General features: G+C 49.4%; 12 protein-coding genes. 4 read left to right on the top strand and 8 right to left on the bottom strand.

From position 1 onward, the window contains the following. The first annotated feature begins 76 nt into the window (after positions 1–76). A complete protein-coding gene (locus K0504_RS02315) occupies positions 77–1,000 on the top strand; it encodes a transporter (RefSeq protein ID WP_220102538.1) in 924 nt (307 codons plus the stop codon). Positions 1,001–1,084: 84 nt separating this feature from the next. Continuing rightward, on the top strand, positions 1,085–2,341 hold the full coding sequence (locus K0504_RS02310) for an alginate lyase family protein (protein ID WP_220102537.1): 1,257 nt from the start codon (positions 1,085–1,087) through the stop codon (positions 2,339–2,341). 66 nt (positions 2,342–2,407) lie between these two features. On the opposite strand, the gene K0504_RS02305 is transcribed toward K0504_RS02310, so the two are convergent. Both K0504_RS02305 and K0504_RS02300 read right to left on the bottom strand, forming a co-directional pair. Further along, positions 2,408–4,111 carry a glycoside hydrolase family 30 protein gene (locus K0504_RS02305; RefSeq protein WP_318837915.1) on the bottom strand — a complete coding sequence of 568 codons (1,704 nt, stop codon included), beginning with the start codon at positions 4,109–4,111 and terminating at the stop codon, positions 2,408–2,410. Between the two features lie 328 nt (positions 4,112–4,439). Beyond that, complete coding sequence (locus tag K0504_RS02300; RefSeq protein ID WP_225917921.1) at positions 4,440–5,750, bottom strand: MFS transporter; 1,311 nt, start codon at positions 5,748–5,750, stop codon at positions 4,440–4,442. A gap of 381 nt (positions 5,751–6,131) precedes the next feature. On the opposite strand from K0504_RS02300, the gene K0504_RS02295 reads away from it, so the two are divergent. Beyond that, entirely contained in the window at positions 6,132–7,286 is a 1,155-nt protein-coding gene (locus K0504_RS02295) for an AraC family transcriptional regulator (protein WP_220102536.1), read from the top strand. Between the two features lie 35 nt (positions 7,287–7,321). Here K0504_RS02295 and K0504_RS02290 read toward each other — a convergent pair whose 3' ends face one another. The 4 genes from K0504_RS02290 to K0504_RS02275 form a co-directional block, all read right to left on the bottom strand. Continuing rightward, entirely contained in the window at positions 7,322–8,416 is a 1,095-nt protein-coding gene (locus tag K0504_RS02290; protein ID WP_220102535.1) for a hypothetical protein, read from the bottom strand. Between the two features lie 121 nt (positions 8,417–8,537). Then, complete coding sequence (locus tag K0504_RS02285; protein ID WP_220102534.1) at positions 8,538–9,674, bottom strand: DUF917 domain-containing protein; 1,137 nt, start codon at positions 9,672–9,674, stop codon at positions 8,538–8,540. A gap of 47 nt (positions 9,675–9,721) precedes the next feature. Further along, positions 9,722–11,029: a cytosine permease gene (locus K0504_RS02280; RefSeq protein ID WP_225917920.1), complete on the bottom strand. Its 1,308-nt coding sequence runs from the start codon at positions 11,027–11,029 to the stop codon at positions 9,722–9,724. 49 nt (positions 11,030–11,078) lie between these two features. After that, complete coding sequence (locus K0504_RS02275) at positions 11,079–13,232, bottom strand: TonB-dependent receptor (RefSeq protein ID WP_318837914.1); 2,154 nt, start codon at positions 13,230–13,232, stop codon at positions 11,079–11,081. Positions 13,233–13,412: 180 nt separating this feature from the next. On the opposite strand from K0504_RS02275, the gene K0504_RS02270 reads away from it, so the two are divergent. Further along, positions 13,413–13,928, top strand: coding sequence for an Lrp/AsnC family transcriptional regulator (locus K0504_RS02270; protein WP_220102533.1), 516 nt, complete (start codon positions 13,413–13,415; stop codon positions 13,926–13,928). A 37-nt stretch (positions 13,929–13,965) separates the two neighbouring features. Here K0504_RS02270 and K0504_RS02265 read toward each other — a convergent pair whose 3' ends face one another. Together K0504_RS02265 and K0504_RS02260 are read right to left on the bottom strand one after the other, a co-directional pair. Continuing rightward, positions 13,966–14,421 (bottom strand): hypothetical protein, encoded by a 456-nt coding sequence (locus K0504_RS02265; protein WP_220102532.1) that lies wholly within the window; start codon positions 14,419–14,421, stop codon positions 13,966–13,968. A 287-nt stretch (positions 14,422–14,708) separates the two neighbouring features. Continuing rightward, positions 14,709–16,994, bottom strand: a complete 2,286-nt coding sequence (locus K0504_RS02260; protein WP_404822985.1) for an alginate lyase family protein — start codon at positions 16,992–16,994, stop codon at positions 14,709–14,711. Between the last annotated feature and the right edge of the window lie 12 nt (positions 16,995–17,006).

The raw sequence follows: 17,006 nt of genomic DNA, 5'->3' as shown, positions 1-17,006 counted from the left end.
AGCCCCTTCAGTGCCGCTTTTTTATCATCCTCAATTAGGTTAGCTTTAAACATAACCAAGGATAAATCAGCTTGTTATGGACAAAATGAACTGCGCTAGAAATCTACTTGTTGGCCTAAGCTGCCTACTAATCACGGCCATCAGCTTTGCCGAAGAGCTAACGCCTCGGCGCTGGTCACACCTACCCATCGATACCCACGTGGCCGGTTTTGGCTACGCCCACACCGAAGCGGATATTGCTTTTGATCCCGTGTTACAAGCCGAAGATGTGACCGCAGATGTGGACACTTGGGTTGGTGTCTACATGCACTCGTTTAGTTTATTCGAGCGAAGTGTTCGAGTTGGTATTGCCCAAGGCTACCAAAAAGGCCGCTGGAAAGGGTTACTTGAAGGCGAGCCCGCCCGAGCCGATCGGCAAGGGTTAACCGATACTGTGGTGCGTTTTTCCATCAACTTATATGGTGCTCCACCATTAGCAGGCAAGGCGTACCGGAGTTATCGCATGGCGGCTGATAATGAGCTGATTGTCGGCGCAGGCATGTCGGTGCAATTACCTACCGGCGATTACATGGACGACAAGTTGATCAACCTCGGTTCAAACCGCTATACCTTCCGCCCGCAGTTTGGCGCAGTGTACAAAATGGGCCATTGGTCGATTGAAGGCACAGTGGTTGGCGCTTTTTATACCGACAACGACGACTTCTGGAATGACAATAAGCTGGAGCAAGATCCGCTATATTCGCTGCGTGGCCACCTCATTTATGACTTTAGCCCCGGCAAATGGGTCAGCTTTAGTGCGCTCCATAATTACGGTGGGCGCTCTACCATCAATGGCGAACAAAAAGACGACGAAAAGCAAAATTCCATCTGGGCACTCAGCGGCGGTCACCCGTTATCCAAAACCTGGGGCATAAAGTTTGCCTACATTCATAGTCACAACCACAAAGACACCGGCGTCGAGCCTGATAGTTTGGTGGTTGCCTTGTCGACCTTCTGGTAAGCCCCAAGGTTTACCAGCAGCACGGTAAACCACGGCGCTTTGGTGTATAACCTCAAAACATAAAAATCGCCAAAGGAAAGAGCCATGAAACGCTATATTGCGGGGGCGACATTGCTGGTGCTGCTGTCCGGCTGCACCATACAGAGCGCTCCCCAAACTGACATTGACTCAGTAGCCCAATCAGTACCGCAATTAGACGCCAACGCCTCAACTTCCATCGATTTCGTTAGCCTTGATCGCGCCACATTGGCTTATCACAAGGCGCAGTTATCAGAGACCGTTCCAGCACTGATGCAGCTCATCAAAACGGCCAACAAAGCACTGCAAAAACCCATTGATCCGGTCACCAATAAAACGCTGCTGCCAGCCAGCGGCGATATTCACGACTATTTCAGCTTTGGTACCTATTGGTGGCCAAACCCTGACACCGACAACGGGCTGCCTTATGTCAATCGTGATGGCCAAACCAACCCAGCCACACGCACGGCAGCCACCGACAAGCGTCGCTTCGTTCGATTTGGTAAAGACGTAACGGCATTAGCACTGGCATATTATTTCACTAACAACACCCAATACGCCGAAAAAGCGCGCCAACTCCTCAATGCATGGCACGTTGATCCAGCGACACGGATGAACCCTAACCTGCGGCATGCGCAAGCGATTCCTGGACGAGTTGACGGGCGGGGCGTTGGTCTCATCGACAGCCGCTTTTTGATCGGTGTGATGGACAGTGTTGAATTGCTTAAATCCGTGCTGACGCCCAATGAGCATCAAGCCATTGTGAGCTGGTATCGCGAATTAACCGGCTGGATGCTCAGCAGTGATAACGGCTACGACGAAGAAAAGGCTCGCAACAACCATGGCACTTGGTATGACGCACAGATTGTTGCTTTGCTCATGTTTATTGGCGAATACGATCAAGCAAAAATGCGAATTGAATCCCGAACCAAAGCACGCGTTCGCAGCCAATTTGATAGCGATGGCGCACAGCCACTGGAATTGAAACGCACCCGCCCTTGGCACTACAGCAATTTCAATTTGCAAGCCTATAGCAAGTTAGCCGTGATGGCCGATAAGCTCGGCGTCGACTTATGGGGCTACCATGACAATCAAGCATCGCTACAGCAAGGCTATCGGTTTATCGCAGAATATGTGGTTGCGCCCGAACGTTGGCCGCTAGAGGAGGTTCGTGGATTCGATACACAAATTGCCTACAGCAACCTGCTTTACGCCAGCAAAGCCTATGATGATCCACTGTTTGAAAATGCGTTAGCGCAACTTCGCCATCACGCCAAATCCAACCGCGATGTTCACAACTTACTGGTTTTGAATTCGCACTAACGCCCCCCAAAAAAAAGCCCGGCTGTTGGGGAGCCGGGCAATATCTAGCAGTACATCACACAGACATTAAAGTTGAACACGAACCGTTTGAACGGCATTGGCATCAATGGTGATTTGTGCGGTTTGTGCACCAATCTCTAGAACATAATCCACTGACTGCTTGGTCGTGTTAAGCAGTTGTACGGTCAGCACATTATCTTCCGATAAGGTTGCACTGGTGTGCAGCGAATCATCACCCAAGTCACCGCGGTCGATGCTGGTTTGAACCGCTACGTCGCCAGGGCGAATGGTGCGGCTAAATTGGCTCAACACGTGGAATACTGGTGTGTAGTAAATCTCGCCGGTATTGGTATCAATCATGATGGGCGCACCACAGAAGTTACCCACATGGTTTGGGCCACCGTTGTGATCAAGGGCGATGTTCCAATCGACCCAGCCTTCCATCCAATGATCGAGGCTCACAATAATGTTGCGCGCATAACGATGCACTGGCGTATAAATTGGGTGATCTTCCGCATTCGGCGCCCATTCAGCGCTATAAGCCCAGTCTGTGGCCGTGGCATTCCACCAAAATTCGTCATTGGCGAACCAGCCGCTTTCTTGGAAGTTTTCTGGATCAGACACACCGTTTGGCGCTGGTTTACCGAGGTCATCAATCGTCGCTTCAGTATTGATGATGCCGTAGCCTGGGAACTTGGTAGCCACTCGCTCCAACGCATCTTCATAAACTTTGTAGGTGCTGCTGTACCAATGAACAGCCGTTCCATAGACATATTGCGCGGTTTCTTCATCACCCAAGATGGTGTCGGTCCAATCTTCTAGGTGGTCACGGTTCTGATCGTAAATCAGCACGTTGATATCTTTGTACGCACTTGCTTTGAGCGTTGGACCGAGGTGATCTTTAATAAAGTCACGCTGTGTCTCAGGGGTAAAGTGCATGCTTTCCCACTGACCACTGTTACCTGCCGGCTCATTGACTGGCGTTAGTCCCCAGATATCAACACCTGCCGCTTTATAAGCGTCGAGGTATTTGACGATGTAGTCGACATAAGTGCCAACGTATTCTGGCTTCAGTTCACCACCAGTGCCTTCATAACCATTCTCTGGCGTGGGACGAATATAGAACGTCTCAATGTCTTTCATCCAAGCCGGAGCACTCCAAGCAGATGAAATAATCCGTAAGTCGGATTCATCTTGGTTAGCTTTAATGGCAAGGGCTTCTTGAATCATCGGCAGCACATCAAAGGTTTCATCTTTGATATTCGGATATTTTGCTTTGCTGAAGCCGTTTTTGTCTTCCTCAATGGAGAAGTGCTTTAGCGTCACATCACCTTCAACATCGGCGTAAGACCATTGGCCTTCCACAGAGAAGTCGGTTGCGCCAATAGGCGTTCGAGTTAACGAGAAGTTTGCACCTTCAGCGCCATAAACATTTTGCATCACCTCGGCTCGAACATCTGGTTCAAGGTGGGCGAGTACAAACGCTGATGACTCAGTGAATGATGAGCCAATACCAACAATGGTTTGCTTACGAACAGCAGGATCAATGGTGATCACAGCCGCTGCTTGTTTTGCTGATAAATCGAAACTCACGTTCGGGCGTAGTGCTTGTACATCGCCAGCTTCGTTGGTCACGATAATTTGGCTGGTGGCACTAATGCCATAATCGGTTTCGGCAACTGATGCGGTTTGATTGCAAGCTGTTAAGAAGCCTATGGCCAATGTCGCAGATACGGCAGCGACAAGTTTTTTGGGAGCAACTGTAATCACGATTCGTCCTCGGATTGGGTGACATTATCAATGTGGGTTGCTGCACATACTGCCCACGCCCGAATCTACTGTAGTCTGATTCCAAGACTGGCACTCAAATCTTGCCCCAAATAGAGTTCGACTACTCGTCGCCAACTCGAACAACCCTTTACTGGCGCAGGGTACAGGGCTAAATAGCAAACTCTGAGTTCGTGATCTCGATCGCTAACAACCACACAAACCAACGTCTAAATACACCTACATTGCGGCCAATTGATTACGTTTCAGGCATAAAAAAAGCGCCAGAGATTAGCTCCGACGCCTTAAATAGCTCAACTGCAATACCAAGCTAGTTGGGTTTTAGCGGTTCGATTTTAGGACACAGAATCCAAATCGCTGCCATGGCAGTAACCGCCAAGCCGGCACCGAGCACAAACGCTGCAGAAAACTTACCGCCAGCAGTAATAATTGGAATCAAGAAGGTCACGCCAGCAGCAGCGAATTTAGCCGCCATGCCCGCGAATCCCGCCAGGGTCCCAACTGTTTTACCACCAAACAAATCTGCCGGCAGGGTTTGCACACTACTAATCGCAATTTGGAATCCAAACAGCACCCCTGCCATGGTAATCACCGCAGCCATAGGCGACGCCGGATTAGACAGCGCCAGCAAGCAGACCAGCATAATCAGGCTACCGCCAGTAATCACCAGTTTGCGCACCGCATTCACGCTCCATTCGCGCTTCATTAAGCTTTGCGACAGCAAGCCGCCGAACAACGCACCTGCGATTGCACCAACAAACGGAATCCAGCCTAAGCGCGCAATTTCACCCACATCCATGCCAAAGCTAGAGCTCAAGTAAATGGGGATCCAAACAACGAACAACCACCAAATCGGATCAATCGCTGCCGAAGCAATAATCACGCCCCAGCTTTCTTTGCGACGCAGCAGTTTGCAGGTGCTTGGGTTATAAGGCTCTTCTTTCACTTGGTCGGATGCATCATCAGGCTTATCGCTTGGACGTTGCCCAGACAAAATAAACTCACGCTCTTCGTCAGTGATCCAAGGGTGCTTTTCTGGTGGCGCTTTTACCAACACCAACCACGGCACCAACCATAAGAAGCCGAGTAAACCGACCACAACAAAAATGGCTTGCCAACTCATCACCAGCGCTAAATAGCCAATGATAGGAATCGACACCAAGCCGCCGAGAGAGGCGCCAGCATTGAAGATACCCTGCGCCAACGCTCGCTGTTTAGCAGGGAACCATTCGGCATTACCTTTCGCCGCACCGGGCCAGTTGCCCGCCTCCGCAGCGCCGAGAATAATCCGAAGAATACTGAAGGACATCACGCCACGAGCAAACGCATGCAAAATGGTCGCTAACGACCAAAATCCAATGGAAAGCGCAAAACCAATCCGGGTACCTACCCAGTCAAAAATTTTGCCGAAAAGCGCCTGTCCGAACGCGTATGCCAGAATAAAAATAGTGCTAATCAGACCATAAATTTGGTTGGTCTCATCGACTGTTTTATCTGGGTATATATCTGCTGCAATTGTTGGCCATAAGACCGCCAGTGTCTGTCTGTCGATGTAGTTAATGACTGCCGCAATAGCAACCAAACTGACGACCCACCAACGTAGTCCTTTCATTTTCTTCATTTACCAAATTCACCATTCGTTAACGTGTTTACAAATTGGGTTAAATTTAACCAACCAAACTTGAATGCAAGCTGAACACCCGATTCCCAGCCGCAAGCCAACCACTGCTTTTTGTAGACTCGATTGCACATTGGCAGCAAAAGGTGACGGGCGAACGGACGTTGCGTATCGCAACATCGCTTACGATTCGAAGAAGGGCTTAGATCGACTCACTGAGGTGAAATTCAAACTGGTCAGATTACTGGTAGAAAGGGCCGTGATTAGAACCGTTTAAGATCCCGCTTTGTTTTTAATTTTTGGAATGCATGTTGAACATCAAGTAACATCAAACACTCACAATAATGATAAGCCACACGCGCCACCAAACCCGCATTCAACTACATGAATAAAATTCTATTTAACTTGCACGATCTGACGCTCGCCATGACCGCGTTATTGTGTGCATTATTGGCATTCTTGTTCCTCATTGCGCAAAAACAAAAACACACAAGTTCACCACTGTTAGCCAGCTTTCTGCTCGCTCACACGTTTATTGCCTTACACGAATTGACTTACTACGGTGAGCAGTTTCGCTACACCATTCTCGATATCTCGCCCAATCTATTTTTTATTGGCAGCTTCGGCTATTGCGTTGATGCGGCACTGCTGTATTTGTTCGCCAAGACCGTCATGTATCAGAACTTCCGCATTAGCAAAGCCCAGCTGAGCCACCTGCTACCGCTGGTACTCTTCGCGGGATACATGCTGGCGGTTTATTACTTGCAAAACGCCGACAGTAAACAACTGGCTATTCGTCAATACAGCCTCACCACCAGCTGGCATTACATTGCATCCGATCTGATCATCAAACTGGTGCGAGTTGCCTATGTGATTGCGTGCTTACGATTGATCGGTCACTACCATGATCAGCAAAAAGAAAGCCGAGCCGATCTTTCAACCGTTGCATTAACTTGGCTAAGAACCTTGGTGATTGGCTTTGTGGTGGTGATGGCTGGCGACGCCTTGCTAGCCAGTATTAAGGTGATCGGTTTGTATACGCCGATGGAAATTGCCTTGCTGAGCGATATTGGCGTCACTATTTATCACTTAACGTTTTTACTGCTGCTGGCCCTGTTGACCTATACCATTGCCCGCTTGCCGCTCGTCGAGCAGGTCCAACTAAAAAGTCAGCCCCAGCCGCAAGAATCCAGCAGTTACAAAGCCGATCACGTTGAACGCATTGAACTGCACATGCGCCAACATAAGCCATATTTGGATTCAGAGATCACCATTGATGCGCTAGCCGCGGCATTAGCAATCAGCCCCAAAGTGCTGTCGGTGACGCTGAATCATCACTTTCAAAAGAACTTCTACGAATTTATTAATTGCTATCGTATTGAGGATGCCAAGCAAGCGCTCATCGAGCAGCCAGGCAAAACCATTACGGATATCTTCTACGAGGTAGGCTTTAACAGTAAGTCGGTGTTTTACACCTTTTTCAAAAAAAGCGAAGGCATGACACCTTCGGCTTACCGCAAGCAACACGCCAGCCAATAACGGCTGGCACAGGCACACTGTTGATAGCGCTGCAGCTAGGTTTCTCTGCGCGCTTCGGAGCCTAGCTCAGGAGAAATGCTGCGCTGCTGAGTAGGAAAAATGCCTATCACCATGACGCCTCTATCGACGATATCTTGCCCTGCAATACTTTTCGGCCGTGCCGATAAAATCACGCGAGCAGCGATGGGCGTTAAGCGGTGTGCACAATGCTGATTCAAACTTGGCTTGGCCAGTAAATTAGCAACTTGCGATGCTCGGTCAGATGCCAGCTGGATGTTTTTCGACACGCTATTCGATGCATAGCGCTTGCTGTCATGACTGCCAATTAAAATGACCTCTGTTACCCCGTGCTGCTGCAATAACGTTGCTGCTTGGCACGTTTGCTTATGAAGCTTTTGCAAGGTTGCTTGTTGGCATAAATCGTTGGCGGCAGCGCTTGTTGATTGATCTGGGACCAACCGAAAACAATCAACATCAAAGGGCCCAATCTCAATTTTGGGATCATAAAACTGGCCGCCGTTTTGAACAATGATTTGTGGCTGGCTTGTCTCATGTGGCGCCTCTAATACTAGCTCCACATGGGGCGTACTAGACGACGCAAAGTCATTCGCAAAATAGAAGCGCAAAATATAAGGTGATGCCAGCGAGAAGAGCGCAATAATGAGGCCAACCGCAGTTGTTGACATGGCAAACCAATCTCGGCTTTTGCCTTTGTCTGTTCCGGTGACAGCGTTTGTCGCCAACGACGAAGTCGAGGGCTTAATGCGAATATCATCATCTCGGCGCGATCGGTTGCGAGCAACCACAAACAGTAACACCGCCAAAGCAATCGCCGTAAAGTAGCCGGTCGTTGGTAACTGCATCGCCACCGGCGGGGAAGGCCGAGTCAATATATCGACCACAACAACCAATCCTACAATCAACAGCAGTACCAACACAGCAAAAGCAAGCCACGGCAAAACGTACCGCCAACGATGACTCTGGCTCCAACTTGGAGTAGTAGGCGGCGTGGTGATGGCTGGGCTAGCCGATTCGGTTTTGTTTAAGCACTCTTCCAACGCAGTTAACTTGGACGATAGTTCGCCCAAGCCGGATTGACGCATCCATAAGCGCTGCTTGAAGCTTGGCATGACCCCCTCCTTGAGCGGCATGACGACCAATAGAAATAATCACTATAGTCGAACATCACCGCGGCATTGATGAGCACGGCGCGCCCTAAGGCAGCGCCATCATGCCGAGTGGCTAACCGATTTAGTCGTTAGTAACCGGGGAGGAAACACGAAAGTGGCGCGCTACCGCTGGCTGATACGCTTGCGTCAGACCAACATAACGTGGCCCAAATGCCTGCAGGCCTTTTTCCGTGGTGAATTCTTTTGGAGCTGGCAGCACCACAATAGCGAGATTGGCGCCCATGGTGACATTGGGGTTGGTTACCGGCTGACCGCTATCAACATCAAGGCAGCAAATCAGATCGGGAATGGTGACATCAACTTCACCGTTCAGTCGCGCCACTAAATTCTCATTCTTTACTTCAATTTGATAACGACTACCCGCGAAATCATCGGTACCGGCAATGCCAATAGACCCGATGGTAAAACCGTCCTCGGTGGCAAATTCAAAGTTACAAACCTCGCCGCGAAACGCCACATAGCCACCGCCATGTTGCGCAACTTGAGTAGCCACATCCAACCCTTGTTCGCGCGCTAACCGGTAAGCTTGCCCCACCTCAAGCGCCATGGAGATGGAGCCCTTGATCACTGCATCTTTTACCTGCTCAATCGGCATGGCGTGATCAATGGCAGCAATATCATTGCGGCTGACCATCGACAGCGCCCGTACTACTTGTTCAGCACGCTGGTCATCGACGATATTTTCCAACACAAAACACTCGCCAAATTCATTGGCGGTCACCACTGGCGCGGCAGGTAGGCCATTAAAGTAGTAAGTGGAGTGCGTAATTTCTGGCACGGCTCGGCCCGCTGGGTCGGCATCAATGATGTACCCGTCAGCCATCGCCGCCACGTAAAACGAAATGGCCGTATTCGAGCCTCCTAATTCACAACAGATGGTGCCGTAAAACTGCTCACCGGTGTAATCCAGTAATCGCTTGTAAGCCGTCATGATGGCTGGCTCACCGCTTTGCGGTAAGCGACGGTAAGCCTGCTCTTGCTCATCGCTCATGGACGACAGCGCTCCCAGCATATACGGCGTACAAATCATGCTGCCTGCAGGCACTTCATCAACCGACACCAATTTGAATGTTTTGCCAGCCGCCAAGGCTTTGTTGATGTAGTCAAAGCCCTCATCCAGTTCACCGCCGCCGCCAGTGCCTAAAATGGCACAGCCGTACAAAATGTCGGTCAAGTCAGCTTTCGTTAATATTCTCATGACTTATCTCTTTTACTCGTTCGCCACCATTCGGCAGCGAGGCTTATCTATGTTGGGTGTTTAAAGGCCGGTGAGGGCATGATCTGCCGCAACAGCCAATAGGCAGGTGTAGTAACTAGCAGCGCATCACACGCTTCAATGCCCGTCAGCCAAATGTGCCCTTGATTCGATAGCAGTGAGGCGCCAATTCCCAGCCCCCACGCCATCAGCGCAGGCCAGTTCATTGCTGGACTTTGGTGTAACTCGTCTAGCTGGTAGCGTCGCTGCTTACGGATCACAAAGAAATCGACCACGTAAATTGCGGCAACAGGGGTAAACACCACCGATAAGCCAAATAGGAAGTCGGTAAATCGGTCTAGCAGATTGAACGAGGCAAACAAGGTACCCAGCACGCCAGCCACCACAATGATCTTCCATTCACGTAAACGCGTGTTAATGGCGTTTAAACCAAGGCCAACGCTGTATAGGTTAACCACGTTGGTGACCCAGCTCGACACAATCAATAAAAAGAACGCCACACCACCCAAACCAAGCGTGAGCATGACAGTTAACACATCACTATCGCTTACGGCCAAGCCGGCCAACGCAGACGCGATATAAACAAACGAACTTAAGCCAAGAAAAGGCAGAAACGATGCAACAGCCGTGTCGCGGGTATTTTTGGCAAAGCGCGTGAAGTCGGGCATCAGCACCACGCTAACAATGAAACTACCCACCACGATCGAAACGGCTTCCCCAAAACCAAGAGAGTGCTGCACCGGGGCAGCTACCGCGCCATCAGCCTGAAAATTGAGGCTTTGCACCAGCATGTAAACCACCACCAGCGCCAACAAAGGCACAAACAAGTTGGCGACCTTTTCAATCAACTTGAAGCCCCAAATGGTGGTGAGGGTGATGACCACACCGAGAATGATTTCGAGTGTCATGATGGATGGAGAGGCATCAAACAACCGCAGACTCAGCTGCTGACTAACGTCACTAAACAAGTCGATATTGACGCCGTACCAGCCGAGTAGGGCAACCACAAACAACAAACTGATCAGGTTAGAACCATAGCGGCCGAACACAAACTTCATGGTCATGCAGGAGGCAAACCGGTTGTGCATGCCAACCAGCCCCGTCACAAACCCTAAGACCGAGAGCAAGAGCCCGCCCACTAAAAAGGCATACAGGCTTTGCTCAAAACCGAGCGCCGTACCCAGCTCAAGGCCGGTGATCAAGCCTGGCACAGCAAACGCCAAGCCACCGTTGATCATGCCAATTCCCACACCGCCTATGGTCTGGTGCTCTGGCACCGGCGTGGTGGCGTAGTCCTCAAACAATTCATCAAGCGATTTAACGTTATTGTTTTGCAAAGCCAATCCTATGCGTTGTGCTTATCCATAACGGGCCAAGCCGCGGCCATTAGAAGTTGTACACCACTTCCACACCGTAACTACGTGGTTTGTTCGGTTGGCGAGCCAATTCAGTCACACCATCGCCGTACAAGAAGATATCCTCTATACCACGCTCATCGGTGAGGTTGTCAATGTACACCTGCACCAGCCACTCATCCGAACGCAACCCAACACCAGCATTCACAAAGGTGTAGGTGGATGATTCAACGCTTGGCATTTCGATGTCGTAGTACTTTGGGCCCTCGACTTGCACATCGGCGCGCGAGATCAACGACCAGCCCGCGTTCAACTCATAGTGATGATTCACCGATGCCGAGTAGTTATATTCAGGAACCCACACCTGTGACTCACCTTCTAACTCAGGTCGATCGTTAAAGCGTTTAATTTCCGAATCAACGATGCCCGCTCCGAAGCGAAAGTCGAGGTTTTCGGTGGCTTGCAGCGCCATTTCAAGCTCTAAACCGCGTGTTTCAACATCATCAATGGCGAGGTTTTCAAGGGTAAACGTATCAACATTGAACTGAGTGATTTGAGCATCCGACTGATCAATCGCAAACAAGGCACCATTGACCGTTAACCGATCATCCAGCCAAGTGGACTTAAAGCCCGCTTCATAGCTGTCAGACACTTCTTTCTCAAAGGTACGGCTAATGCCTTCGGCTGGCTCATTGAAGCCACCACTGCGGAACCCTTTGGAATAACCGGTATACAACAACAAGTCATCGCTTAGCTGGTAAGCCAACGACACTTTAGGCTGCCACTGGCTGTAATCTTCGTCAGCAAAGGTATCTTGTTTGTAGTTTGGATCGTACGACTCACGCGAATCGTGGTCGTAGCGCAATGCCGCAGTCAGCTCCAATTGTTGGGTAATGTCATAGTTAATCTGACCGGCAATCGCCCAAGCTTCCGAGCTGTTTTTGTCGGCAATAGTCAGGTAAATCAGATCATCACTAAAGTCTTTGCGAGTCAGCGGCACATCGCCCAGCAAGTCGTCAAAGAAGTTGATGGTGTTGTCGCGCTCTTTATCCTGATAAAACGCTGACACGGCCCAGCGCAAGCTTTCATCATCATACGAGGTGAAGCGGGTTTCTACAGTAACGGATTCAACGTCAAACAAGCCTTCGGTGCCAAACGGCGCGCGCAGCAAGTAACCGTCGTCATCAAATTCAACAGTGGGATCAGCGGAGTAATCACCATCATAAAAATGTTCATTTTCAGAGTTGCTGTAAGCCGTAATGACTTCTAACGTGCCTAGCTCATAATCTTGCGATAACTTGGCACTCACTTCGTACACATCGCGCTCATCAAGGTTTCTGATGTTTTGCGACACATCGATGTTGAAGTTTTCTTTGGTGTCTTCAGTAACACCCTGATAGTAAGCAAAACCGGCTTCACTGGTGGTATAGCGGCCACGCAATGCAAGGCTTGTGCTTTCAAATAGGTCGAATTGCAGCTGCCCAAACGTTGACTGCTCATCAAGGTGATCAGCCTCTTCATCAAGGAATTTGTTGTCGATCAGGCCATCGGTGTTTTTGGTGTAACCACCCACGCGGAAAAATGCCGTGTCGGCGTCGTTCAGTGAACCTGACACCACACCATTCAATTCATAACTACTGCCATTGCCAACCGAGCCTTTGATTTTGCCTTCAAGCGCTTCGGTTGGGTGTTGCGTGGTCACAATCACCGCGCCACCAACGGCCCCGCGGCCATACAACGCGCCCTGTGCTCCGCGCATGACTTCAATACGCTCAATATCAACGAGGTCTTGGTTAATGAATTCTAAATCGGGGGCTGTCACACCATCGACCACAAACGCCAATGGCGGATCGCCAACCTGTGGTGTAATAAGGCCGCGAACGGTGATACGAGCAAGCCCAGGGCGGAAATTGTCCAACGCACTGAGGTTTGGTGTGAGGTTAGCAAAATCACGAAAGTTGCTAATGCGCGCACTCTCAATCAAGTCGGCATCAAACACCGTGACTGAGTCGGGTACACTTTGCAGTGTTTCAGTGCGGCCGCGAGCTGTAACGGTAATGCGTTCCACATCAACTTCGGTTTCGGTGGCAATCGCGTCACTGGCATAAGCAGGCAAAGATAACGACAGGCTAACGGCGCAAGCTAGGATAGATTTTGAAAAATTGGCAACTAAGGTAGTCTTCACACTCAGGCCCTCCATGGGCGTATGATATGGCAGCAATTCACCTACCTATTCTTGAACATGCGTCACAAAAAAATATTTCGTATTGGCTCTGAGCGGCGAAAAATAATTACTGCCTTTGTGTGCCAACCACTAAAAATTTGCTAATTCGATGTTACTGAGCGATTAACTGAAGGCCTTCAAATGAAAAAGAGCATCAAAATTGATAGCTACAACAAGAAGATACTGGCCACACTTCACCTGCAGGCGGATCTCACAAACAATGAATTGGCCGAAATAGTAAACCTGTCACCCAGCGCGTGCTTCCAACGCGTCAAAGCACTGAAAGAGGCGGGTTACTTCAGAACCTTTCATGCGGATGTCAATCTTGAGCAGATATGTGAACACGTGATGGCGTATTTAGAATTTACCCTAGAGCGCAACACCGCTCAGGTATGCCGCGACTTTGCCGCCGCCATTGAAGGAATACCAGAAATCATGGATTGCATGCAGGTCAGCGGCGATGTCGACTTCATGTCATTGTGCTGCTTTTCCAGTGTGAAAAAGTTAAATGACACCTGTGATGCATTGAGTGACAACCCAGCGCTACACATTAAGCACATTCGTACCCGGCTGGTGCTACAGCGCGCCAAGTGGTTTTTGGGCTATCCACTTGAGCATCTAAAATGGTTGGATGATGTTCAGCAAGATGAGAGTTGATGTCGCCCCTACTGACGACATCAACACCATGCACTCGTTAGCTGGCAGCCGCCAGTTCGGGTACCGGCGGTTTTGATGAAAAGGGCACCGGAGAAGGCAATACCGCCGGTTCAATCAGGGCCAGCACCTGGGCTTCGGTCATCACTTTTTCACCAAGAAATGTGTGCATCACACTGTTCAGCGTTCGCGCAATCAAATGGCGCTCTGGCGAGCGAGTAATTTGGTGTTTTAGTTCCGCTAAGATGGTTTGCTTCGCTTCGTAAGCAACCCCACCAAATAAATCATATTTGGCGCCTGCAAACTCTAAAAACACGTAGCTGGCCACCAAGTTTTTGTGCGCACGGCTTAATGACTTTAACGAGTCAGCAATACACAACACAATGTCTATTTCGGAGTAGACAATGTCACGCGCCATGTTCGCTGGCAATCCTGCTTGCTGCAGTTTTTGATTCACGCCTGCAACGCTTGAAACCTTCCTGAAAAATAAAATCATAATGATTGTCCACCTGTTGTTTTGTTGCATGACAACAGTGTGCTCAAGTCAGCTTGAACAGATGCTGAATGGCCGAGCAACAGCGTATCAACATAACAGCAATAGATTGCAGCAATGGTTGGGGGTTAGGCGGAGTGCGATAGGGCGGCGATGCGCTTCGCCTGAGTGGTTCATCAGCCATTTATGCCGGTAGCAGCGCAAATTGACTTTATATAAGCCAATAAAAAGCGGAACTTGAAATACTCAAGTTCCGCTTTTTTGTTCGTTTGCTAGTCACTCAAATTCGGTTAAGAACCCAAGTAGTAAGCACCTTTCCACTTATACGTTTTGCCACCAGCTTTAAGCTTGTGCTTTTTGCTGGTTGACGCATCACTGTTGGCAAGGATGAAGACAATGCTGCGATCATCAACCGTGGTAATTTTCACTGCGGTGTAATCATCATCACTTTGCAATACATCCAGCGCATTGATGCTGCTGTTGGCATTGAGCGACAGCTCTGTCACTGGGCTGTATGCACCATGCGGCTCAATCACCGAAGCAAAGGTGGTGTCTTTGGACTTGTCACGGCGAATCATGATGCCCGCGTCGCGGCGCAGGTTGAACAGCGGATCATTGGCGCCAATGCGAGTGAACATAACCTGATCAGCTTTGTCGGCCGATGAAGTTAAGGTGTAGTACTTCGCTTCATTGATCCAAGTGAACTGCCAGCTATCGCTTTTCAGTGGTTTGCTGACACCTTCAACCCACAAGTGTTGGTAGCCATTCTTATCACCCAGCGCCGCTAGTTTTTCTGGCTGCTCATAGTCAAAAGTGGTTTCCAATACTTGGCCATTGAAGTAGAACGGCAAGTCATATTGGTTGCGTTTGCTGCCATCAATGCGAACGATGTCGAGCAAGAATGGTTTTTCAAAGCCCTCATCTTTAATCACAGCCATGGTGCGGTGTAGCTTGGTGCCAGGGTAGGCATTGACTTCCGTTGCACTGACGACTTGTACGGCATCATTGTTCGACTCGTAGAAGTAAAGGTCGGAGTGATGCTGGCTACCTGTCGCATAGTCACCACCGAAGTGAGACGTTTCATTCTGCGTAACCGTGTTGTGAGCAATAGTTTGCTTCGCCCAGCTCGCATTTTCAGGGAGGTAGTTACCGCCGCCTTTTTTCTCGATGTTCACAAAGCGCGACAGGCCATAGTCCTGTGCCACTTCATCACCACCTTCAAACAATGAATAAGACAGCTTGTCATAGTGGCCGTGGCTCAAACCTTGCGCTGAATACTTGAAGACCAGCTCCAGATCAGAGTCACCGTAGCGCACAACCGCAACGCCACCTTGGTCACCATTCGGGCCATCGCCATAGTTCACAGACGGCTTCACGTAAGGCTTGGCTTTACCGGCTTCAATCGCTTTAGCAACGGCTAAGCCTGATTGGTCCAGCAAAACAGTGCCTTGGTCGGCAGCGATACTGAGCAAAGTTGGGTCTTGATCACCGTAGTAGTATGCCGTGTTAACAGCAGTGACAAGCTCTTTAGCCATTAATGACATGCCTTTTTGGCCGTCATTCAGAGCGAAGAACTCACCTTTTTTATCAGACAAGTTGAGTAGCGCGTAAACGCCTTTGATCAACACATCATCTTTATGCTGTAACACGCCAACATCTGGGCGGCTGTTTTCCATTCCCAAAGCAAACACCAAGAATGGATACATGGCATAACGCTGATAATAAGGGCCTTCAGTGAAGTAACCGCTTGGCGAGAATGGGTCTTCTAAGTTAGCGAGGAAGCCTGCTTTTTGGCCTTCAACCTTTAAGAAGCCACCATCGTCATCTTTGGTACCAAACTCAATGCCGTCATCATCTAAACCATAGAGCGCACGCTCAAGTAGTTCATCGTCATCCATGACCAAAGCAATCATACCGACAGCTGCATTGCCCCACGTACTGTGGTTGTGAATGCGGTTAAAGAACTGCGGGTTGCCAGTTGAAATGAAATCAGCAAATGGGCGGAATAAGTTGTCTTCTAGGGTTTTACGCTCAGCGGCAGTGAGGTAGTCATAGATAGTGTCGTAGGCCTGCGCCATGTACACCAACCAGTTACTGTCATTCAGACACTGCCAGAAGATTTTGCCACGGGCATAAGAACGAGGCTTCGGGTGAACCGGTAAATCCAAGTACATGGCTTCGTATTGAAACAGCATGTCTTTGACGTATTTGGCGTACTTTTCATCTTGTAAAATTTGATAAAGCGTACCGGCTTTTTGAGCCATCACGAAGTTGAGCTTGTGACGCTCATGGGTATATCCGCCGGAATAATCCTTTGGAATCGGCGTATCAATACCCAACGCAATTTCGGCGTCTACTTGCGCTTGAACTTGTTTCACTGCGTTATCAAACACGGGCAGTTTGCCAAGATTAGCGCGAATATCTTTCACACCTTGTTTGGTCAAAATAAGACTAGGATGTTCTTTGGCCTGAAGCGAAGGCGCAATAAAGAAAGAACAAATCATTAATGCAGCGACTAGCGAACGTCCAAACTGACGAATCCCGCTATAGCGCATGAAACTATTATTATTTTTCATTCTCAAACCAAT

The organism is Neiella holothuriorum (genome assembly GCF_019457915.1).
Lineage (GTDB): Bacteria > Pseudomonadota > Gammaproteobacteria > Enterobacterales > Neiellaceae > Neiella > Neiella holothuriorum.
The sequence above is the reverse complement of the archived record's forward strand: the minus strand, read 5'-3'. Positions and strand labels throughout refer to the sequence as shown.

What these genes read in the sequence shown, in the direction of transcription:
- K0504_RS02315 (WP_220102538.1), top strand. Translation starts at nt 77, where the DNA reads ATGGACAAAATGAACTGCGCTAGAAATCTACTTGTTGGCCTAAGCTGC.
- K0504_RS02310 (WP_220102537.1), top strand. Translation starts at nt 1,085, where the DNA reads ATGAAACGCTATATTGCGGGGGCGACATTGCTGGTGCTGCTGTCCGGC.
- K0504_RS02300 (WP_225917921.1), bottom strand. Translation starts at nt 5,750, where the DNA reads ATGAAGAAAATGAAAGGACTACGTTGGTGGGTCGTCAGTTTGGTTGCT.
- K0504_RS02295 (WP_220102536.1), top strand. Translation starts at nt 6,132, where the DNA reads ATGAATAAAATTCTATTTAACTTGCACGATCTGACGCTCGCCATGACC.
- K0504_RS02290 (WP_220102535.1), bottom strand. Translation starts at nt 8,416, where the DNA reads ATGCCAAGCTTCAAGCAGCGCTTATGGATGCGTCAATCCGGCTTGGGC.
- K0504_RS02285 (WP_220102534.1), bottom strand. Translation starts at nt 9,674, where the DNA reads ATGAGAATATTAACGAAAGCTGACTTGACCGACATTTTGTACGGCTGT.
- K0504_RS02270 (WP_220102533.1), top strand. Translation starts at nt 13,413, where the DNA reads ATGAAAAAGAGCATCAAAATTGATAGCTACAACAAGAAGATACTGGCC.
- K0504_RS02265 (WP_220102532.1), bottom strand. Translation starts at nt 14,421, where the DNA reads ATGATTTTATTTTTCAGGAAGGTTTCAAGCGTTGCAGGCGTGAATCAA.
- K0504_RS02260 (WP_404822985.1), bottom strand. Translation starts at nt 16,994, where the DNA reads ATGAAAAATAATAATAGTTTCATGCGCTATAGCGGGATTCGTCAGTTT.